The organism is Oceanicella sp. SM1341 (assembly GCF_003448965.1).
Taxonomy (GTDB): Bacteria; Pseudomonadota; Alphaproteobacteria; order Rhodobacterales; family Rhodobacteraceae; genus Paroceanicella.
Window position 1 is genome coordinate 1 of the sequence record NZ_QRGC01000019.1, and the last position, 21,943, is coordinate 21,943.

At 76.5% G+C, this 21,943-nt stretch carries 9 protein-coding genes; 8 read left to right on the forward strand and 1 reads right to left on the reverse strand.

Annotated features, from left to right (window positions below):
- Positions 1-1,782, reverse strand: a 1,782-nt coding sequence (locus tag D3P35_RS16405; protein ID WP_198670660.1) for a fatty acyl-AMP ligase, incomplete at its 3' end; no start/stop codon positions are given.
- Between the two features lie 425 nt (positions 1,783-2,207).
- On the opposite strand from D3P35_RS16405, the gene D3P35_RS16410 reads away from it, so the two are divergent.
- The 8 genes from D3P35_RS16410 to D3P35_RS16445 are packed head-to-tail and all read left to right on the forward strand — an operon-like array spanning position 2,208 to position 21,895.
- Complete coding sequence (locus tag D3P35_RS16410; protein ID WP_198670661.1) at positions 2,208-6,716, forward strand: non-ribosomal peptide synthetase; 4,509 nt, start codon at positions 2,208-2,210, stop codon at positions 6,714-6,716.
- Positions 6,713-7,585, forward strand: a complete 873-nt coding sequence (locus tag D3P35_RS16415) for a class I SAM-dependent methyltransferase (protein ID WP_118135830.1) — start codon at positions 6,713-6,715, stop codon at positions 7,583-7,585. Before D3P35_RS16410 ends, D3P35_RS16415 begins: the two co-directional genes overlap by 4 nt.
- The gene (locus D3P35_RS16420) at positions 7,582-9,054 is read left to right on the forward strand and encodes an aminotransferase class III-fold pyridoxal phosphate-dependent enzyme (RefSeq protein ID WP_118135831.1); all 1,473 of its coding nucleotides are present in this window, start codon (positions 7,582-7,584) and stop codon (positions 9,052-9,054) included. Before D3P35_RS16415 ends, D3P35_RS16420 begins: the two co-directional genes overlap by 4 nt.
- Positions 9,051-9,287 carry an MbtH family NRPS accessory protein gene (locus D3P35_RS16425; protein WP_118135832.1) on the forward strand — a complete coding sequence of 79 codons (237 nt, stop codon included), beginning with the start codon at positions 9,051-9,053 and terminating at the stop codon, positions 9,285-9,287. Before D3P35_RS16420 ends, D3P35_RS16425 begins: the two co-directional genes overlap by 4 nt.
- A 6-nt stretch (positions 9,288-9,293) precedes the next feature.
- A complete protein-coding gene (locus D3P35_RS16430) occupies positions 9,294-9,800 on the forward strand; it encodes a siderophore biosynthesis protein (RefSeq protein WP_118135833.1) in 507 nt (168 codons plus the stop codon).
- Positions 9,797-10,393 (forward strand): siderophore biosynthesis protein, encoded by a 597-nt coding sequence (locus D3P35_RS16435; RefSeq protein ID WP_118135834.1) that lies wholly within the window; start codon positions 9,797-9,799, stop codon positions 10,391-10,393. Before D3P35_RS16430 ends, D3P35_RS16435 begins: the two co-directional genes overlap by 4 nt.
- The gene (locus D3P35_RS16440) at positions 10,386-14,750 is read left to right on the forward strand and encodes a beta-ketoacyl synthase N-terminal-like domain-containing protein (protein ID WP_118135835.1); all 4,365 of its coding nucleotides are present in this window, start codon (positions 10,386-10,388) and stop codon (positions 14,748-14,750) included. The genes D3P35_RS16435 and D3P35_RS16440 overlap by 8 nt, the downstream gene beginning before the upstream one ends.
- On the forward strand, positions 14,747-21,895 hold the full coding sequence (locus D3P35_RS16445; protein ID WP_118135836.1) for a non-ribosomal peptide synthetase: 7,149 nt from the start codon (positions 14,747-14,749) through the stop codon (positions 21,893-21,895). The genes D3P35_RS16440 and D3P35_RS16445 overlap by 4 nt, the downstream gene beginning before the upstream one ends.
- Positions 21,896-21,943: the final 48 nt, after the last annotated feature.

Genomic DNA, 21,943 nt, shown 5'->3' on the forward strand with positions numbered 1-21,943 from the left:
GGGCGGCAGGGCGGCGAGCCGGGCGCGCCAGCCCGGCGCCTCCCGCGCGGGCTCCGCCGCTTCCGGCGCAGGCTCGTGGCGCAGCACCACGGCGCGGCCGCCCTCCTCCAGCAGCGCCCGGCAGGCGAAGCGCTGCACCTTGCCGCTGGGGGTGCGCGGCAGGCTGCCGGGGCGCAGGAGGGCGATGGCGGCGGGCTGCAGCCCGTGATGCGCGGCCACCGCACGGGTGATGGCGGCGAGCACCTGCGTGCTGTCCGCCTCGCGCATGCCGGCGCGGGAGAGCTCGCAGACCAGGCCCAGCCGCTCCTCGCCCTCGCGCTCCAGCGCCACGGCACCGGCCGCGCCGTGCAGCAGCGCGGGGTGGGCGGCGGAGGCGCTGGCCTCGATGTCCTGCGGGGCGTGGTTTCGCCCGCGGATGATGATCAGGTCCTTCAGCCGCCCGGTGACGTAGAGCGCGCCCTCGTGCGCGAAGCCCAGGTCGCCGGTGCGGTACCAGCCCGGCACGCCGTCGAGCGTGTTGGCGAAGGCGCCCTCCTGGCCGTGCCCGAGGTAGCCGGGGGTGACATTGGGCCCGCGCAGCCACAGCTCGCCCACCCGGCCCGGGCCGGCGCGCAGCCGGCGTTCCGGGTCGACGATGGCGAGATCGAGGCCCTCGGCGGCGGCCCCGCAGGAGGTGAACTCGCGCCGGCCGGGGGTCTCCTCGTCCGGCAGCGGGCCGGGGGCGACCACCTGCCCCGCATCCGAGAGCGCGGCCGCGTCGACCGAGAGCAGGCGCGGGGCCGCCTCCGGGCGCTCCGAGGCGACGTAGAGCACCGTTTCCGCCGTGCCGTAGCACGGATGGAAGGCCCCGGCGCGGAAGCCCTGCCCGGCGAAGGCGGCGGCGAAGCGCTGCAGGGTGCGCGGGCGCACCGGCTCGGCGCCGCAGAAGGCGAGGCGCAGGCTGCCGAGCGAAAGCCCCTCCGCCCCGCCCGCGGCGGCGCGGCGGGCGCATTGCTCGTAGGCGAAGTTGGGCGCGCCGGTGATGGTGGCGCGGGTGCGGCTCACCAGGTCGAGCCAGCGCAGCGGCCGGCGCAGGAAGGCCGCGGGCGACATCAGCGCCACCTCGAAGCCCACGTGGACGGGCGCGAGCAGCCCGCCCACCAGCCCCATGTCATGGTAATGCGGCAGCCAGCTCACCATCCGGTCCTGCCGCGTGAGGGCGAAGCCGAGCCGGATCTGCTCGAGGTTCGCCATCAGCGCGCCATGGGTCACCATCACCCCCTTCGGCGCGCTGGTGGAGCCGGAGGTGTATTGCAGGTAGGCGAGGTCATCCGGGCGCAGCGCGCGCTGCGGCGCCCGTGCGCCGGGCGCGCAGGGCTGCGCGGGGTCGGCACCGCGCGGGCAGAGCCAGGGGAGGTCGGGGGCCTTCTCGCCCGGGCCCTCCGCCGCGATCACCCCGCTCACGCCCGCGTCGTGCATCACGTGGGCCCAGCGCTCCAGCCCCTCGGCGCGGCGCGGGGCGGGCACGGGCACCGGGATCACCCCGGCCTGCAGGCAGCCGAGGAAGGCGGCGAGGAAACCGGGGCCGGCGGGGTACACCAGCAGCGCCCGGGCGCCGGGCGCGAGCACGGTCGCGAGCTCGGCGGCCACGGCGACGCTGCGCGCCTGCAGCTCGGCGCCGCTCCAGGCCAGGGCGGGGGCTTCCTCCGCCGGGCCCGGCTCGTCACGCCAGAACGACAGCGCGGTGCCGCCCTGCCCGGCCCGTCGCGCGAGCCGGTCGAGAATGGTTTCGAAAGCGGCCATGGCTGGCCTGCGGGCGTCGGACACCGGCGCCTCCATCTTGATCGGAACGGGGATTCGGGCTTGGGTGTGGCCACTGGCGCCACGCCGGGCTGCACGCTGCTGCCTGAGTGTAACACTCCAAGGTTGCATGGCGCGTGCGGAATTCAATTTCCGCTTGAATAGCTTTCCCGAATGTATTAGTCAACAATTATCGAGGATGGCAAGACCGTCCTCCCTCCCACAGCCGCCCGCCTTTGCGAAGACCGGGGCGCCGCCAGGGAGCGCTACCGCAGAGGCAGCAAACTCCGTCACCACGAATTCACCGCAGGGCGGGCCCGGGCTCCGGGCCTTCCGGCAGACGCCTCGTCGCGCCCGCGACCGGGCGCGCGCCCGCCCCGTGCAAGCCGTGCTGCCGCCTGCCCCGCGGCCGCGCGCGGAGGACGAGCATGACCGTCGACATGCCTGACACAGAGCGCTTTCTTGCCGGGCTCGGCCGCCGCGGCATCCGCCTCTCGGCCGAGGGCGGCAGGCTGCACTGCGACGCGCCGGACGAGGCGCTGACCGACGCGCTGCTCGACGAGTTGCGGGCGCGCAAGCCCGGCATCCTCGCCTTCCTCGCCGCCGCGGGAGAGGACACCACGCCGCTGCGCCGCCGGGGCAGCGCCCGCCCGCCGCTGTCCTTCGCCCAGGCCCGGCTGTGGTTTCTCGAGCGCATGGTGCCCGGCAGTGCCGCCAATCACATGGCCTTCGCGCTGGAGCTCACCGGCCCGCTCGACGAGGCGGCGCTGGAGGCCGCGCTCACCGCCCTTGCCGCCCGCCACGAGGTGCTGCGCGCCCGTATCCGCGAGGGCGCGGAGGGCCCTGAGCAGGAGATCTCGCCCGAGCCCCTCGTGCCCCTCACCCGCATCGATCTCCCCGCGCCCGCCCCGGCGGAGGCGCTGCTGCGCGCCGAGGCGCGCCGGCCCTTCGACCTCGCCGCCGAGCCGCCGCTGCGCGTGACGCTGGTGCGCCGCGGGCCGCAGGACCGGCTGCTGCTCTTCACCCTGCACCACATCGCGGGCGACGGTTGGTCGGTGGGCGTGCTCACCGCCGAGCTGAGCGCGCTCTACGCCGGCCGCGGCGCGAGCCTGCCCGCGCTGCCGGTGCAATACGGCGACTATGCCGCCTGGCAGCGCGAGGCGCTGGCGGGCCCCGGCACCGAGCGCCTGCTGCGCTTCTGGGAGGCGCAGCTGCGCGGCGCGCCGCCCGCCACCCTGCTGCCCGCCGATTTCCCCCGGCCCGCCGTGCAGGGCCAGGAGGGCGCGCTGCATGGCTTCGCGCTCGACGCAGAGACCACAGCCGCCCTGCACCGGCTGGCGCGCGGTGCGGGCACCACGCTCTTTGCCACCACGCTCACCGCCTTCGCGCTGCTGGTGCACCGGCTCTCGGGGCAGGAGACGGTGGTGCTGGGCACGCCCGTTGCCAACCGCGCGCGGGCCGAGACCGAGCCGCTGATCGGGCTGTTCGTGAACCCGCTGCCGCTCGCCGTCCGCTTTGCGCCCGGGGAGCCGTTTCGCGAGGCGCTGGCCCGGGTGCGCGGCCAGCTCGCCGGCGCCCTCGCCCACCAGGACCTGCCCTTCGAGCGGCTGGTCGAGCATCTCGCCCCGCCGCGCGACCCCGGCGCCGCCCCCCTGTTCCAGATCCGCTTCCAGTGCGACGCGGCGGCGGAGCCCGGCCTGTCGCTGCCCGGCCTCACCGCCCGGCTGCTGCCGCGGGCCGACGGCACGGCGCGGCTCGACCTCGGGATGGACCTGCGCGAGACGGCGGACGGCCTCTCCGGCAGCATCGAGTACCGCACCGACCTGTTCCGCCCCGCCACCATCGCCCGGCTGGCCGAGCAGTTCCGCACCCTGCTCACCGCCGCCGCCCATGCGCCGGACACGCCGGTGGCCGCCCTGCCGCTGCTCTCCCCCGCGGAGCGCCGCCGCCACGTGGCCGGCTGGAACGACACCGCCCGCCCCACGGGCGAGAGCTTCCTCGCCCGCTTCGAGGCGCAGGTGCACGCAGCGCCCGAGGCGGTGGCGCTCGTCGAGGCCCGGGGCGAGACCGCGCGCGAGGAGAGCTACGCCGCGCTGAACCGCCGGGCAAACCGCCTCGCCCACCGGCTGCGCGCCTCGGGCGTGGGGCCGGAGAGCGTGGTCGCCATCGCCCTGCCGCGCGGGGCCGACATGGTGGCCGCCTGGCTCGGGGTGATGAAGGCGGGTGCCGCCTGGCTGCCGCTCGACCCCGACTACCCGCCGGCCCGCCTCGCGCTGATGCTGGAGGATTCGGGCGCCCGCACGGTGATCGGCGGCACCGGCCCCCTGCCCGAGGGCGTGACCCGGCTCGCGCCCGAGGCGCTCTTCGCCCCCGGCGCGCCCGAGGAAAACCCCGGCCTCGCCCTGCCGCCCGAGGCGCTGGCCTACGTGATCTACACCTCCGGCTCCACCGGCCGGCCCAAGGGCGTGCTGGTGCCGCAGGCGGGGCTGGGCAACCTCACGCAGGACAAGATCGCCACCTGCGACGTGCGGCCGGGCGACTGCGTGCTGAACTTCTTCTCCTTCAGCTTCGATGCCGCGATCCCCGAGCTTGTGATGGCCCTCGGCGCCGGGGCGCGGCTGCTGCTGGCCCCCCGCGAGGCGGTGCTGCCGGGCCCCGGCCTCGCCGCGCTCATGCGCCGCCACGCGGTGAGCCACATCACGATGACCCCCTCCGCCCTGCTCGCCCTGCCGGAGGGCGCCTACCCGGCGCTGCGCTGCGTGCTCACCGGGGGCGAGGCGCCGGCGCCCGAGCTGGTGGCCCGCTGGGCGCAAGGCCGGCGCTTCATCAACGCCTACGGCCCCACCGAGACCACGGTGAACGCCAGCATGCAGCCCTGCGAGGCCGCCACGCCGGCCGAGCCGCTCCTGGCGCCTGCCGCGAACAAGCAGCTCCACGTGCTCGACGACGCGCTGGAGCCGCTGCCGCCGGGCGTGCCGGGCGAGCTCTTCATCGGCGGGCTCGGCCTCGCGCGCGGCTACCACGGCCGCCCGGGCCTCACCGCCGAGCGCTTTCTGCCGGACCCGTTCTGCCCGCCCGGCCTGCTCTACCGCACCGGCGACCGGGCGCTGCGGCTGGAGGACGGGCGCATCCGCCTCATCGGCCGGCTCGACGACCAGGTGAAGATCCGCGGCTTCCGGGTGGAGCCCGGCGAGGTGGCCGCCGCCCTGCGCGCCCATCCGCAGCTCGCCGAGGCTGTGGTCACCGTGCGCCCCGGCGCGGGCGGCGCCGCGCGCCTGCTCGCCCATGCCGTGCCGAAATCCGCCCCCGGCGAGGTGCCGCCCGAGGGCGCCGACGCCCCGCGCCTGCGGGACTGGCTGGCCGAGCGCCTGCCGCGCCATCTCGTGCCCGACGCGGTCACCCTGCTGCCCGCGCTGCCGCTCACGCCGAACGGCAAGCTCGACACCGCCGCGCTGCCCGACCCCGCCACCGCCCGCCCCTCCGGCCGCCCGCCGCACGGCGAAACCGAGACCGCCCTCGCCGCCCTCTTCGCCGAGCTGCTGGAGCGCGACGAGGTGGGGGCGGAGGATGATTTCTTCGCCCTCGGCGGCCATTCCCTGCTCGCCACCCGGCTGGTGGCGGCGGCGCCTGCGCGGCTGGGCGTGAGCCTGAGCGTGCTGGACCTCTTCGGCGGCCCGACGGTCGCCGCCCTTGCCGCGCGCATCGAGGCGCGGCGCGCGGGCACCGCCCAGGGCCCCGCCGCGGCGGAGGACTGGCGCGGCGACATCGCCCTCGCCCCCGGCCTGCGCCCCGCGGCGCAAGTGCGCCCCGCGCCGATGCGCCGGGTGCTGCTCACCGGGGCGAGCGGCTTTCTCGGCCTCCACCTGCTCGACGCGCTGCTGGAGGCGGACCCGGAGCGCGAGCTCATCTGCCTGCTGCGCGGCGAAGGCGGCATGGCCCGGCTGGCCGCCGCCCGCGCCGAGGCCGGCCTCGGCCCCCTGCCGGGCCGGGTGACCGCGATCGAAGGCGATCTCGCCGCCCCCGGGCTGGGGCTCGACGCGGAGGCCCGCCGCCTCGCAGCCAGCGCCGACACGATCTTCCACAACGGCGCGCAGGTGCATCACCTCATGCCCTACGGCGCCCTGCGCGCCGCAAACGTGGAGGGCACGCGCGAGGTGCTGGCGCTTGCCTGCGCCGGGGCCGGGCGGCCGCTGCACCATGTCTCCTCGCTCTCCGTGCTGCCTGCGGCGGCGGAGGGGCGCATCGCGGAGGACGCAGCCCTCGCCGGCTTCCCCGCCCCGCCCGGCGGCTACAACCGCACGAAATGGGTGGCCGAGCAGCTCGTGTCCGAGGCCGGGCGGCGGGGCCTGCCGGTGACCGTCTACCGCCCCGGCGCGGTGTCGGGCGACAGCCGCAGCGGCGCGTTCAACGCCGCCGACATCCTGTGCCGCCTCCTGCAGGGCTACATCGCCGACCGCATGGCGCCCGAGGGCGAGATGCCGCTCGACATGCTGCCGGTGGACTACCTCGCCCGGGCGATGGTGCATCTCGCCACCCGCCCCGGCGCGGCTGGCGAGACCTACCACCTGGTGCACTCGGCGCCGGTCTCCTCCGAGCGGCTGATGGAGGCCTGCGCGGCCGAGGGGCTGGCCCTGCGCCGGGTGCCCCACGCCGCCTGGCACGCCCACCTGCAGCGCATCGCGCGGGAGGCGCCGGAGCATCCGCTCTACCCGCTCGTGGCGCTCTTCGCGCCGCGCGAGGAGCCGAGCCCGCGCGTCCCGCGCGAGGAGCCGAGCCCGCGCGTCCCGCGCCCGCATGACACCGCCCGGGCGCGCGCCGCCCTCGCGGACGCGCCCTTCGCCGAGCCCCCGCTCGGGCCCAGGCTGTTCCGCCTCTATGTCCGCGCCTTCCTGCGCGCCTCCCCCGCCCTCGCCCCAACCGGAGAGCCTGCCGCATGACCGACCGCCAAAGCGATTACGACCACTGGGCCTGGCTCTACGACCGCACCGTGGGCCCGGCCTACGGGCGCCAGCAGATGGCCTTCCTCGAGCGGGTGATGCTGCCCCGCCTGCCCGCCGGCGCGCAGGTGCTCGACCTGTGCTGCGGCACCGGGCAGGTGATGGGCCTGCTCGCCGCGCGCGGCTGCAAGGTGACCGGGCTCGACGGCTCGGCCGACATGCTCGCCCATGCGCGCGAGAACGCCCCCGGCGCGTCCCTCGTGCAGGGCGACGCGCTGAGCTTCGACCTCGGCCGGCGCTTCGACGCCGTGGTCTGCACCAGTGCCTCGCTCAACCACATGCCGGGGCTCGACGCGCTGTCGCAGGTCTTCGCCCGGGTGGCGGCGCACCTCGACGAGGACGGGGTGTTCGTGTTCGACGTGAACCACCCCGCGCAGATGCGGCGCTACTGGCGCGGCCAGCCGGCGGAGGGCGAGATCGGCGCCGAGCACGCCTGGCTCATCACCCCGCGCATTGACTCCGCCACCGGCGCGGGCAGCTTCACCGTCGACATCTGGCGCCGCGAGGGGGCCGCCCCGCTGCCCCTGCACCGCCGCGCCCTGCACCGGCTGATGGGCTGGCACCGGCTGGAGCGCGCCCGGCTGCGCCGGCTGGCGCGCTTCGCCCGCCACGCGCCGGGCTGGCGCCACGCCGCCATCACCTATTCCGTCCATGGCCACGAGCTGGACGAGGTCACCCGCGCGCTGGAGGCCGCGGGCTTCGACGTGAGCCTCGAGACCATCGACGCCTCCGGCCCGCCGGACGAGCGCCACTCGGCGCATTTCGTCTGCACCCGGCGGGCAGAGCCTGCGCGGAGGATGGCGGTATGAACCGGCATGTCTCCCCGCCGCAGGCCGCCACGCCGGTCGAGGCGATCGTGGCCGGGTTCAACGCCCGCACCCCGGGCTCGAAGCGCCTCGCGGCCGAGGGCCGGGTGCATCTCGCCGACAAGAGCTCCATCGGCCCGGGCTTCATCCGCCCGCTGAAGGAAGCGCTCTATCCCATTGTCGCGGAACGCGCCGAGGGTCCGTTCCTGCACGACGTGGACGGCAACCGCTACGTCGACATCCTGATGGGCCTGGGCACGAGCCTGTTCGGGCACAACCCCGGCTTCATCCGCGAGGCGGTGCAGGAGCGGCTGGAGAAGGGCTTTCCCATCGGCCCGCAATCCGAGCTCGCGGGGGAGACGGCGGAGCTGTTCTGCCGCCTCACCGGCATGGACCGGGTGACCTTCTCCAACACCGGCTCCGAGGCGGTGATGACCGCGCTGCGCATCGCCCGCGCCGCGACGGGGCGAAACACGGTGGCGATCTTCACCAATTCCTACCACGGGCATTTCGACAGCACGCTGGCCACCGCGCCGCGCCTCGAATACCTGCGCCGCGGCGCGCTGCGGCGCCACGGCGCGGCCTTCCGCCTCGCCCGGCCGTTGCTGGAGCGGCTGATGTTCACCGGCGCGCGCCCCTACGCCCGCGGCACGCCCCGCGGCATGGTGCGCGACGTGATCCTGCTCGACTACGCCAACCCGCGCAGCCTCGACATCCTGCGCAGGCGGGCGGGCAAGCTCGCCGCCGTGCTGGTGGAGCCGGTGCAGAGCCGCTGCCCGGAGATCCAGCCGCGCGAATTCCTCCACACCCTGCGCGACATCACCGCCGCCTCCGGCACGGCGCTCATCTTCGACGAGATGGTCACCGGCTTCCGCGCCGCCCCCGGTGGCGCGCAGGAGCATTTCGGCGTTGAGGCCGACCTCGCCACCTACGGCAAGATCGCCGGCGGCGGGCTGCCGCTGTCGCTCATCGCCGGGCGCGGGCGCTTCATGGACCACGTGGACGGCGGCGCCTGGAGCTTCGGCGATGCCTCCGCCCCGCAGGTGCCCACCACCTTCTTCGCCGGCACCTACTGCCGCCACCCGCTCGCCCTCGCCGCCGCCCGCGCCACCGCCCGCCACCTGCTCGAGCAGGGCCCGGCGCTGCAGGAAGGGCTGAACGCGCGCACGCAGGCGCTGGTCTCGCGGCTCGAGGCACAGGCGCAGGCCGACGGGCTGCCGGTGCAGTTCACCCGCTTCGGCTCCTTCTTCGCCATCGACCTCTCACGCAGCCGCATCGCGCCACAATCGGTGGCGCTGCTCTCGCTCCTGCTGCTCACCCGCGGCGTGCACCTGCGCCTCGGCGACCGCGGCGGCTTCCTCTCCACCGCGCATGGCGAGGCGGAGACCGACCACATCCTCGCCGCCTTCACCGAGGGGCTCGGCACCCTCGCCGAAAGCGGCCTGATTGCCACGGAAAGGACCCCGGCATGACCGACGAGACCACCCTCCCCGAAACCGAGCATGTCGTGGTGATCTCCGACGAGGAACGCTACTCGATCTGGCCGGCCTGGAAGGACATCCCCTGGGGCTGGCGCGACGGCGGCGTGCGCGGCACGAAGGCGGAATGCCTCGCGCATATCGAGGAGGTCTGGACCGACATGCGCCCGCTCAGCCTGCGCCGGGCCATGGAGGCGGAGGACGCTTCCGCCCCGGCGGGAGACTGAGCCCTGATGTCGGAGACCCAGGCCCCGGCCCGGGCGGCGGCCGTGGAGCGGCCCGCCCCGCCCGTGCATCTCGACCTCGCGCTGCCGCGCGCCCTGCCCGGCCCCCCGCCGGGCCCGGCGGAGCGGGCCGAGCTCGGCGCGCTGATCGATGCGGCGCTCGACGCCCTCGCCCCGCGGCCGGAGGAGGCGCGGGCACAGGCGCTCGCCGCCCTGCTCGCCCGCCTGCCCGACGCGGGCCATGCCGCAGCCCCGGTGCCGGGCACCGGCCTGCCAGTCTCGCCCGAGGACGTGGCCGATTTCGACGGCTATTTCCGCGTGCGCCGCGTGGCCCCCGCCCGCCCGGCGCTGAGCCTGCTGCGCGGCCTCGTGCAGACCGCCGCCGCGGTGGCCGCGCTGATGACCCGCCCCGGCCTTTCGCCCGCCCGGGCCGAGGAGCAGTTCGCCGGGTTCCGCGCCTATGCGCTGCTGCTCGCCCGCACGCTCGACGACGCCCCCGCCGGAGAGCGCGGGTGAGCCCCCGCCCCGCACCGCCGGCGCCCGAGGAGATCTGGCGCGAGTTCCACTGGGCGTTCTTCATCAACGTGCAGGGGCTGATCATCGGGCTCAAGCGCTTCACCCGGCTCCTGGAGGAGGACCGGCTCGCGGAGGCCGCGCGCGAGCTCGACTGCGCCGCCGAGCTGCTCATCGCCTCCGCCGCGGCGATGGAGCTTGCCGGCAGCTTCCCGCGCGAGGCCTACCAGGAGCGCATCCGCGTCTCGATGACCCCGCCGGCCGTGCGCTCGGACGCGTTCAGCGGCCTGATGTCCTGGGAGCACGGCGTGCTGGTGGAGCAGTTCCGCCGCCTGCGCCCCGCCTTCGCCGAGCTGCCGGAGGCGCTCGTCCCCGCGCACGGGCGCTTCGTGGAGGCCTACCGCCGGCTCGCCACCGGGCACAGCCATGTCTGCACCCGTTTCGTGGGCGGCGGTGCGGGCAGCCTGCGCTCGGAGCGGCGCGAGGCCGCCGAGACCCTGCGCCGCTTCGCCGAAAGCCGCCTCGCCCTCATCGACCCTGCCCCGCGGGCCGCCGAGCCGCCCGCCAGACCGGAGAGATCCCCCGATCATGACTGACCTCACCGCTTCCGCCCCGCGCACCGGGCTCGAGATCGCCGTCATCGGCCTCGCCGGCCGCTTCCCCGGCGCGCCGGACACCGAGCGCTTCTGGGAGAACCTCGCCGGGGGGGTGGAGAGCATCCGCACCCTTACCGAGGCCGAATGCGCCGGCGCCCCCGCGGCCGAGCGCGGCGCGCCCGATTTCACCCCCCGCGGCGCGCCGCTGGAGGGATCGGACGCCTTCGACGCCGCGTTCTTCGGCCTCTCGCCGGCCGAGGCGCTGCTGCTCGACCCCCAGCAGCGCATCTTCCTCGAATGCGCCTGGAGCGCGCTGGAGGCGGCGGGCTACGCCGGCGCGGGCGACGGCGCGGCCACCGGCGTGTTCGCCGCAAGCGGCATGAACAGCCACCTGCTCGCCCTGCAGGCAAGCGGTGCTGCGGATGCGAGCCCCTACGAGCTCTTCGTTGCCAATGACAAGGATTTCCTCGCCACCCGCACCGCCTTCAAGCTCGACCTGCGCGGGCCGGCGGTGACGGTGCAGACCGCCTGTTCCTCCTCGCTCGTCGCGGTGCACATGGCCGCGCAGAGCCTGCTTGCCGGGGAATGCGACATGGCGCTGGCCGGCGCTGTCGCGCTCTCGCGCCAGCACGGCTACCGGGCGCGCGAGGGCGGCATCCTCTCGCCCGACGGCCAGTGCCGCGCCTTCGACGCCGGCGCGTCGGGCACCGTGCCGGGCAACGGCGTGGGCGTGGTGGTGCTCAAGCGACTGGAGGACGCGCTGGCCGCAGGCGACCCGGTCGAGGCCGTGCTCCTCGGCTCGGCGGTGAACAATGACGGCGCGCTGAAGGCGAGCTTCACCGCCCCGCAGGTCGACGCCCAGGCCGCGGTGATCGCCGCGGCGCAGGAAGCCGCCGGCGTCTCGCCCGACAGCATCACTTACGTCGAGGCGCATGGCACCGGCACGGCGCTGGGAGACCCGATCGAGATCGCCGCCCTCACCGCCGCCTTCCGCCGGGGCAGCGCGCGCCGGGGCTATTGCGCGCTCGGCTCGGTGAAGAGCAACATCGGCCATCTCGACACCGCCGCCGGCATGGCCGGGCTGATCAAGACCGTGCTCGCCCTGCGCCACCGCCGCCTGCCGCCCAGCCTGCATTTCGAGGCGCCGAACCCGCAGATCGACTTTGCCGCCAGCCCGTTCTTCGTCAACGCCGAGGCGCGGGACTGGCCGGAGGGCGACACGCCGCGCCGCGCCGGGGTGAGCTCCTTCGGCATCGGCGGCACCAACGCGCACCTGGTGCTGGAGGAGGCCCCGGCCCGCGCCGCGGCCGCCGCGCCGGAGGGCCCGGAGCTGCTCCTCGTCTCCGCGCGCGAGCCGGAGGCGCTGGCCGAGGGCGCCGAGGCGCTGGCGCAGGCGCTGGAGGCCCCGGGCGCGCCCGCGCTCAACGAGGTCGCGCACACGCTGCGCGCCGGCAGGCGGGCCTTCGCCCACCGCCGCTTCGCCGTGGCCGCCGACGCCCGCACCGCCGCCGAGGCCCTGCGGCGCGCGGCGCCCGCGCCCGGTGCCGCCCCGCAGCCGGTGCTGCTCTTCCCCGGCCAGGGCGCGCAATACCCCGGCATGGGCCGGGCGCTGCACGCGCGCCTGCCCGGCTTCGCGGAGGGTTTCGACGCCTGCGCCGGCCCGCTGTCGGACCTCATGGGCCGCGATCTCCGCGCCCTTGTCTTCGACGGCGGCGCGGAGCTGCACGAGACCGCCTTCGCCCAGCCCGCGCTCTTCGCGGTGGAATACGCGCTGGGGCGGCTGTGGATGACCGCAGGCGTGGCGCCGGCCGCCCTGCACGGCCATTCCATCGGCGAATACGTGGCCGCCTGCCTCGCCGGGGTCTTCAGCCTCGAGACGGCGCTGGAGCTGGTCGTCGCCCGCGGCCGGCTGATGCAGGCCTGCGCGCCGGGCGCCATGCTCGCGGTGCTGCACCCGGACGAGGAGGCGGAGGCGCTGCTGCCCGCGGGCCTCGCGCTTGCCGCGCGCAACGCGCCGGGCGTGAGTGTCTTCGCAGGGCCCGAGGCGAAGGTCGAGGCCTGCCGCGACGCGCTCGAGGCCCGCGGCATCGCCTGCCGCAGGCTCGCCACCTCGCATGCCTTCCACTCGCCGATGATGGCGGAGGCGGCGGAGGGGCTCAAAGCGGTGCTCGCCCGCGCCGAACTCTCCGCCCCCGCGCTGCCGGTGATCTCGAACCTCGACGGCGGCTGGCTCGACGAGAGCCGCGCCACCGACCCGGGCTACTGGGCGCGCCACCTGCTCGGCACGGTGGAGTTCGCCGCCGGCACCCGCAGCCTCGCCGGGCTCGAGGCGCCGATGTTCCTCGAGGCGGGTCCGGGTGCGGCCCTCGGCCGACTGTCGCGCTCCGGCGGGGCGCAGGGCATCGCCCTGCCCGGCCTCACCGAGGGCGCCGAGGCGGAGGCCCTGCTCACCGCGGCCGGCACGCTCTGGCAGCGCGGCGCGCGCCTCGAGTGGGCCGCACTCTTCCCGCAAGCCCGCCCGCGCGTGCGCCTGCCGGGCTATGCCTTCCGCCGCACCCGCTTCACGCTGCCCGAGGCGCCGGCCACCGCGCCGGCCGCAGCGCCCGCAGCGTCCGACCGGCCGGAGGACTGGCTCTGCCGCCCCTCGTGGCGCCGGGCCCCGGCAGCGGCGCCTGCCGCCCGCGCGCGGGGCAGCTGGCTCGTGTTCGATGACGGCACGCTGGGCACCGCGCTTGCCACGGCGCTGGAGCGCGAAGGCGCAGATGTCTGCCGGGTGCTGCCCGGCGACAGCTTCTCCGAGACCGGCTTCCGCACCTTCTCGCTCGCCCCTGCCGCCGACCCCGCTCCGCTGCTCGACGCCCTCGCCGAGCGCGGCCTCGCCCCCGACCACGTGGTGTTCGGCTGGCCGTTGCGGGGCCTCGCCGGGCCCGACGCGGCGGAGGAGGCGGCCGAGACCCTGCGCCGCCTCGCCCTCGCGCTCGCCGCGGCGGAACGGCCGCTGCGCCTCACCCTGCTCAGCCGCGGCGCGGCCGAGGTGACCGGCACCGAGAGCCTGCACCCCGCCCAGGCGCTGGCCGGCGGCGTGCTGCGCGCGGCGGGCCAGGAATATCCCCAGCTCGGCTGCGCCGCGGTCGACCTCGACCCCGACGCCCCCCTCGCTCCCCAGGCGACGGCCCTGCGCGCCGCTCTCGCCGCCGAGGCGCCAGAGGCCGCGCTGCGCGGCCGCCACCGCTGGGTGGCGGACCATGCCGCCGCCCCGCTGCCCGGGAGCGGCGACGGGCTGCGCCGCAACGGCACCTGGGTGGTGATCGGCGCGCCCGACGCCGGGCTCGCGCCCGCCTGGCTCGCCGGGCTCGCCGCCCTGCCCGGCGCGCAGCCGGTGCTGCTCGGCCCCGCCCCGGAGCCGGAGGGCGTAACGCATCTCCCGGCCGATCCGGCCGATGCGGCTGCGCTCGCCGCGGCCCTCGCGCGGATCGCGGCGGACCGGGGGCGGATCGACGGCATCTTCCTCGCCGCCCCGATGAGCGACGCGGACAGCACCGCGCCGCTCGCCCTCGCCGCGCCGGGGCTGCCGGCGCTCTGCCGAGCCCGGCATCTCGCGCCGGCGGAGGCGCTGGCCGATGCGCTGGCGGCCGAGGGGGCGCCGCGCCCGGGCTTCGTGTGCGTGCAATCCTCGATGTCGGCCGTGCTCGGCGGCATCGGCCTCGGGGCCTACGGCGCCGCCCACCGCGCGCTCGACCTCTTCGTGACCGCGCAGGACCGCGTCGGCCGCACCCGCTGGCACGCGCTGAACTGGGACGCGGTGGAGGACACCCCCTCCACCCCGCACGCCCTGCGCCCGGGGGAGGCCTGGGAGGTGACGCGCCGGGTCCTCGCGGCCGGGCTCGGCGGGGTCACCACCGTCTCGCGTGACAGTCTCGCCGCGCGCCGGACGCGCTGGCTCACCGCCACGCCGCTGACGCCCGAGCAGCAGGAGAGCCCCGCCGCGGGCCATGCCCGCCCGGCGCTGGAGACCGCCTTCGTCGCCCCGCGCGACGCGGTGGAGGAACGGGTGGCGGCGATCTTCGGCGAGCTGCTCGGCATCGAGGCCGTGGGTGTCGACGACGGGTTCTTCGACCTCGGCGGCCATTCGCTGCTCGCCATCCGCGCGGTGTCGCGCCTGCGCGAGGCCTTCCCGGTGGAGCTGGAGATGCGCGAGATTCTCTTCGAGCACCCCACCGTGGCCGGCATCGCCCGGGCGATCTCCGCCCGGCTGCCCGACGCCGGCGCCATCGACGCCATGACAGCGCTTCTCGCCCAGGTGGAGACCCTGAGCGAGGAGGAGATTTCCGACCTGCAGAAGGCGCACCAGACGTGACCGATCTCTACGAGAAACTCAGCCGCCTCTCGCCCGAGCGCCGGGCCCTCTTCGAGCGCAAGCTGGCCGAGCAGGGCCTCACCGCCCCCACCGCCATTCCGCGCCGGCCGCGCGGCGGGCCGCTGCCGCTGGGCTTCGCGCAGTCGCGCCTGTGGTTCATGCAGCGGCTGGAGCCGGGCAGCACCGCCTACAACATGCTCGGCGCGCTGCGGCTCACCGGCCCGCTCGACCGCGCCGCCCTCACCCGCGCGCTCGGAGCACTGGTGGCCCGGCACGAGACCCTGCGCACCCGCTACGCCCTCGGGCCGGGCGAGGCGCCGGTGCAGGTGATCGGGGCGCCCGGGCCCGTCACCCTCGAGGAGACCGACCTCTCCGCCGCGGCAGACCCGGAGGCGGAGGCCCGCGCCCGGCTGCGCGCCCTCGCCGCCCTGCCCCATGCGCTGGAGGAGGCGCCGCTGCGCCTCGAGCTGATGCGGCTGGGGGCGGAGGCGCATGTGTTCGCCTTCGGCATGCACCACATCGCCTCCGACCGCTGGTCGATGGGGGTGTTCACCTCCGAACTCGCCCGCCTCTATGCCGCCGCCCGCGCGGGGCGCGACCCCGCCGCGGCCCTGCCGCCCCGCCCGCTCGACTATGCCGACTGGGCACTGTGGCAGCGCGAGCGGCTGGAGGGCGGCGCCCTCGCGCCCTCGCTGGAGTGGTGGCGCGCGCGGCTTTCCGGCCCGCTGCCGCTGCTGGAGCTGCCCTTCGACCGCCCGCGCGGCCCGCAGGCCGGCAGCGCCGGCGGCACCCATGCGCTGCAGCTCCCCGATGCGCTCGCCACCGGGCTGCGCGGCTTTGCCAAGGCGCGCGGGGTGAGCCTGTTCACCCTGCTGCTCGCGGTCTTCAAGCTCGCGCTCTCCCGCTGGGCGGAGGCGGAGGACATCATCGTGGGCTCCGAGGTCGCGAGCCGAGAGCGGCCCGAGACCGAGGCGATGATCGGCCCGCTGGTGAACACCCTGGTGCTGCGCACCGACCTCTCGGGCGACCCTGATTTCGAGACCCTGCTCGCCCGCGTCTCCGCCACGGTGCGCGAGAGCTTCGCCCGCCAGGACCTGCCCTTCGAGCGCGTGGTGGAGGCGGTGAACCCCGAGCGCCGGCCGGACGAGCTGAACCCGCTCTTCCAGGCCAAGTTCGACCTGCAGCACGCGGGCCCCGCCCCGGCGCGGATCGACGGCCTCACCCTCGCCCGGCTGGAGCCGGAGACGGGCGCGGCGAAATACGAGCTGCGCTTCAACCTCGAGGACCGGGGCACCGGCATCGGCGGGCGCATCGAATACGCGGCCGGCCTGTTCGAGCCCGCCACCATCGCCCGCATGGCCGGCCATTTCGAGACGCTCTGCGCCTCCATCCTCTCCGCCCCCGAGGCGCCGGTCTCCACGCTGGAGATGCGCGCGACCGCCGAGATCCGCGCCCATGCCGCCGCCCGGCCGGTGCCGCTGCCCGCGCCGCCCGCCTGCATCCACACCCTGTTCGAGGCGCAGGCCGCCCGCACGCCCGAGGCCCCCGCCCTGCGCGCCGGCGCGGTGCGGCTGAGCTATGCCGGGCTCGACGCCGCGGCGGAGCGCATCGCCGACGCGCTCGCCCCCGGCGGCCCGGGCCGGCTGATCGGCCTGTGCATGGCCAGGCGCGCCGAGATGGTGGCCGCCATGCTGGGCGTGCTGAAGGCGGGCTGCGCCTACGTGCCGCTCGACTCCGAGTACCCGGCGGAGCGGCTGGAGCTGATCGCGGCCGACGCCGGCCTCGCCACCGTGCTCACCGCCGGGGGCGCGCTGCCCTTCGCAGCCCCCGGCGTCACCGCGATCGACGTCACCGCCCTGCCCGGGGCCGCGGCCGCAGCGGCCCGCCCGGCGGTCGATCCTGACGCGCTCTCGCACGTGATCTACACCTCCGGCTCCACCGGCCGGCCCAAGGGCGTGCCGCTGCGCCACCGCAATGTCGCCGCCCGGCTGGCCTGGGCGCGGGCGCAGTACCGGCCGGAGGAGCTCGCCCGCGTGCTCGCCTCCACCTCGATGTGCTTCGACCTCTCGGTGTTCGAGATCTTCGCGCCCCTCGCCGCGGGCGGCGAGGTGGTGCTGGCCGACACGCTCTTCGCCCTGCCCGAGGACGCGGAGGTGACGCTGATCAACACCGTGCCGAGCCTGCTGCGCGCCTTTCTCGGCCAGCGCGAGCTGCCCGCCAGCCTGCGCGCGCTCAACCTGGCGGGCGAGGCCTTCCCGCCCGCGCTGCTGGGCGAGCTGCGCGCCCGCGCCCCCGGCCTGCGGCTGTTCAACCTCTACGGCCCCTCGGAGGACACCACCTACTCCACCTGCGCCGAGCTCACCCCCGACATGCCGGCCACCGCGCCGCTGCCCATCGGCACGGCCCTGCCCGGCACCGCGGCCCATGTGCTCGACCGGCTCGGCCGCCCGGTGCCCGACGGGCTGGCGGGCGAGCTCTGCCTCGCCGGCGAGGGGCTGGCGGAGGGCTACCTCGACCGCCCCGCGCAGACCGCGGAGCGCTTCGTCGAGGCACGGTTCGCGCCGGGCCTGCGCCTCTACCGCACCGGCGACCGCGTGCGGCGCCGGGCCGACGGGGCGCTGGTGTTCCTCGGCCGGCTCGACCATCAGGTGAAGCTGCGCGGCCTGCGCATCGAGACCGGCGAGGTGGAGCATCACCTCGAGGCGCATGCCGGTGTCGCCGAGGCCGTGGTGCGGGTGACCGGCGCGGAGGGCGCGCCGGACCGCCAGCTTGCCGCCCACGTGGTGCTGCGCGAGGGGGCGGACGTGGATGTGCCCGCCCTGCGCGCCCATCTCGCCGCCCGGCTGCCGGCCCACCAGGTGCCCGGGCTCTGGGCGCTCACCGACAGTCTGCCGCGCCTGCCCAACGGCAAGGTGAACCGCGCCGCCCTGCCCGACCCCGCACCGGCCCCCGCCACCCGGAGTGCCGCACCGGAGACCGGCACGCAGGCCCTTCTCGCCCGCATCTGGGCCGAGGCGCTGGAGGCGCCCGCCCCCGGCATCGACGATGATTTCTTCGCCCTCGGCGGGCATTCCCTGCTCGCCATCCGCATCATGGCGCGCATCGAGACGGAGCGGGGCATCGCCCTGCCGCTGAAGGCGCTCTTCGCCGCCCCCACCGTGCGCGGCCTCGCCGAGGCGCTGGAGCGGGCGGAAGGAACCGGCGAGAGGGCCCCCGCCCGGCCGCCCATCCTGCCCGCGCCGGAGGACCGCCACGCGCCCTTCCCGCTCACCGACATCCAGCACGCCTACTGGATGGGCCGGCAGAAGGGCTTCGCGCTCGGCGAGGTCGGCGCGCATGGCTACCGCGAGTTCGAGGCGGACGGGCTCGAGCCCCGGGCCGTCGAGGCCGCCCTGCGCGCCCTCGTCGCCCGCCACGACATGCTGCGCGCCGTGGTGACGCCGGACGGCAACCAGCGCGTGCTGGAGGAGGTGCCGGACTACGCCCTCGCCGTCACCGACCTCACCCGCGCGGCCGCGCCCGAGGCGCGGCTGGAGGAGATCCGCGCCCGGCTCTCCCATCAGGTGTTCGACCCGGAGCACTGGCCGCTCTTCCACGTCGAGGCGGCGCGGCTGCCCGGCGGGGCGACGCGGTACTTCGTGAGCTTCGACGTGCTGATCGGCGATGCCTGGTCGGTGCAGATCCTCGCGAGCGAGCTTGCAGCGCTGCTCAAGGGCGAGGCGCCGCCGCCCCTCACGCTGAGCTTCCGCGACTGCGTGCTGGCCGAGCGGGCGGAGGTGGGCAGCCCCGGCTTCGCCCGCGCCGAGGCGCATTGGCAGGCGCGCATCGCCGCGCTGCCGCCGGCGCCCGACCTGCCGCTCGTCATGGCGCCCGAGCAGCTCCGCGCCCCGCGCTTCACCCGCCGGCGCAGCGGGCTCGCTGCGGCGGACTGGGCGCGGCTGAAGGCCCGCGCCGCCGCCGCCGGCCTCACCCCCACCAGCGCGGTGCTCGCCGCCTTCGCCGAGGTGCTGGCCCGCTGGAGCCGCAGCCCCGCCTTCACGCTGAACCTCACGCTGTTCAACCGCCCGCCGCTGCACGAGGAGATCGGCCGCGTGGTGGGCGATTTCACCGCCTCCATGCTGCTCGGCGTCACGCCCGGGGTGGAGGCGGGCTTCGCGCCGCGCGCCCGCGCCCTGCAGGACCGGCTGCTCGACGACCTCGACCACCGCGCCCTCGGCGGGGTGGAGGTGCTGCGCCGGCTGGCGAAGGCGCGGGGCAAGCCCGCCGCCGGGCTGATGCCGGTGGTCTTCACCAGCACGCTGGCGCAATCCGCGCCGCGCGCCCTCTCGCGCGCCTTCGACATCCGCATGACCGACAGCGTGAGCCAGACCCCGCAGGTGTTCCTCGACCATCAGGTGAGCGAGCAGGACGGCGCCCTCACCTGCAACTGGGACGCGGTGGAGGCGCTGTTCCCCGCCGGCATGCTCGACGCGCTGTGCCAGGCCCACCAGCGCCTGCTCGACAGCCTCGCCGCACCCGGGGCCGACTGGGACACCCCCCTGCCGGACCCGGTGGACGCGCGCCATCTCGACGCGATGAACGCCGCCGCGGTGCTGCCCCTGCCCGGCGGGCTGCTGCATGATGAGGTCTTCGCCCGTGCGGCCGAGACGCCGGAGCGCCCGGCGGTGATCGGCGCGGGCGAGGTGCTGAGCTACGCCGAGCTCGCCGGCCGGGCACGCGCCCTCGCCGCCCGGCTGCAGGCCGAGGGCGCGGGGCCGAACACGCTCGTCGCCATCGGCCTGCCGCGCGGCCCGGAGCAGGTGGTGGCCTGCCTCGGCGTGCTCGCCGCGGGCGCGGCCTACGTGCCGGTCGACCACGGGTTGCCGCCCGCCCGCCGCGCCGCTGTGCTGGAGGAGACCGGCGCCGCCCTGGGTATCTGCGAAGGCGACGGCTGGCCCGAGGGCCTCACCCGCATCTCGGTGCCGCGCGCGGCCAGGCCCGTGCCCGCGCCGGTCGGCACCGCCCCCCACCACCTCGCCTACGTGATCTTCACCTCCGGCTCCACCGGCCGGCCCAAGGGCGTGATGATCGACCATCGCGGCGCGGTGAACACGGTGGCCGAGATCAACCGCCGCTTCGGCCTCGGCGCGGGGGACCGCAGCTTCGCGCTCTCCGCGCTGGGCTTCGACCTCTCGGTCTGGGACATGTTCGGCCCCCTCTCCGCCGGTGGCGCCGTGGTGGTGCCGGGCGAGGAGGAGGCGCGCAACCCCGCGCTCTGGCCCGCGCTGCTCACCCGCCACGCGGTGACGGTGTGGAACTCGGTGCCGGCGCTGGCGCAGCTCCTCGCGCCCGAGCTCGCCCGGGCCGGCGAGGCCCCGCCCCTGCGGCTCGTGATGATGAGCGGAGACTGGATCCCCCTGCCGCTGCCCGGCGCGCTCACCGCCGCCCTGCCCGGGGCGGAGCTGGTGAGCCTCGGCGGCGCGACGGAGGCCTCGATCTGGTCGGTGTTCCACCCGATCGGCGCGCAGCCCGAGGGCTGGAGCAGCGTGCCCTACGGCACCCCCCTCGCCAACCAGCGCTGGCACGTGCTCGACGCCGCCCTGCGCCCCTGCCCGCCCTGGGTGCCCGGGCGGCTCTTCATCGGCGGCACGGGGGTTGCGCGCGGCTACTGGGGCCGGCCCGAGCTCACCGCCGAACGCTTCCTGCCCGACCCGTTCGCCGGGCCGGGCGAGGACGGCGCCCTGCTCTACGACACCGGCGACCTCGGCCGCTGGCGGCCGGATTGCGGCGCGGGCGGCGGGCTCGAGTTCCTCGGCCGCGACGACTTCCAGGTGAAGGTGAACGGCTACCGCATCGAGCTCGGCGAGATCGAGGCCGCGCTGCTGCGCCACCCCTCGGTCGGGCAGGCGGTGGCGGTGGTGCATGGCACGCCGCCGGCACTTGCCGCCTACGTGGTGCCCTCCGCCGGGCAGGACCGGGCCGACACGCTCGACGCCCGCGCCGCCGGCCCGGCCCGGCGCACGCCCCGCGAGGGCGAGGCGCGCATCGCCCTGCCGCCGCAGCCGCCCGAAGCCTGGCTGGAGCGCCAGAGCCACCGGCGCTACCTTTCCGCGCCCCTGCCGCTGGAGCGGCTCTCCGCCCTGCTCGCCGGCCTGCGCGCCAGCCGGGCGGAGGGCGCGCCGCTGGCGAAATTCGCCTATCCCTCGGCCGGCAGCCTCTACCCGGTGCAGGGCTACCTGATGGTGCGCCCCGGCCGGGTGGAGGGGCTCGAGCCCGGCTGGTATCACCTCGACCCGGAGGCGCATGCCCTCACCCGCGTCGCCCCGCCGGGCGGCGAGGAGGCGGCCTGGGGCCGCAACGCCGAGCTTGCCGCCGACAGCGCCTTCACCCTGTTCCTCGTGGCCGATATCGCGGCGGCGCAGGCGCGCTACGGCGATCAGGCCGAGGCCTTCTGCCTGCTCGAGGCCGGCCACATGGGCCAGCTCCTGATGAGCCGGGCGGGCGCGCAGGACATCGGCCTCTGCCCGCTGGGCGGCACCGATGCGACGGCCCTCGCCCGCACCCTCGGCCTCGGCGCGGACGAGCGCCCGCTCTACGCGCTCTGCGGCGGGGCCATCGCCCCGGCCTGGGCGCGCGAATGGCAGGCGCTGGCGCCCGACCCGCTGCCCGAGCGGCTCTCCCGCCATCTCGGCCGGCTGCTGCCGGGCTACATGGTGCCGCGGGACATCCTGCCCCTCGCGGCCCTGCCGCTCACCGCCAACGGCAAGCTCGACCGCAAGGCCCTGCCCGCCCCGGGCACGCGCCAGCGCGCCGCGGCCCCGCCCGAGACCGAGGTCGAGGCCCGCGTGCTCGCCCTGTGGCGCGAGCTGCTGGAAGGCGAGGCGGAGCCCGGCGTGGAGGACCATTTCTTCGAGGCGGGCGGCAATTCGCTCACCGCCATGCGGCTGCTCTCGCGGCTGCAGGAGGAGTTTGCCGTGCCCCTCACCCTCGCCGCCCTGCTCGCCGCCCCGACGCCGCGGGCGCAGGCAGCGCTCGTGACCGCCCGGGCGGCCACGCCCCCCGAGCCTGCGCCCGCGCGCAGCCCCGAGGCGATGACCGATGCGGAGCTCGACGCGATGCTCGCCCGGCTCTCCGCTGCCGACACCGATGCCGAGGGCGCGCCATGAGCCTGCGCGCCCCCCTTCCCCGTTCCGCCCCCGGCCCCCACCGGCGCG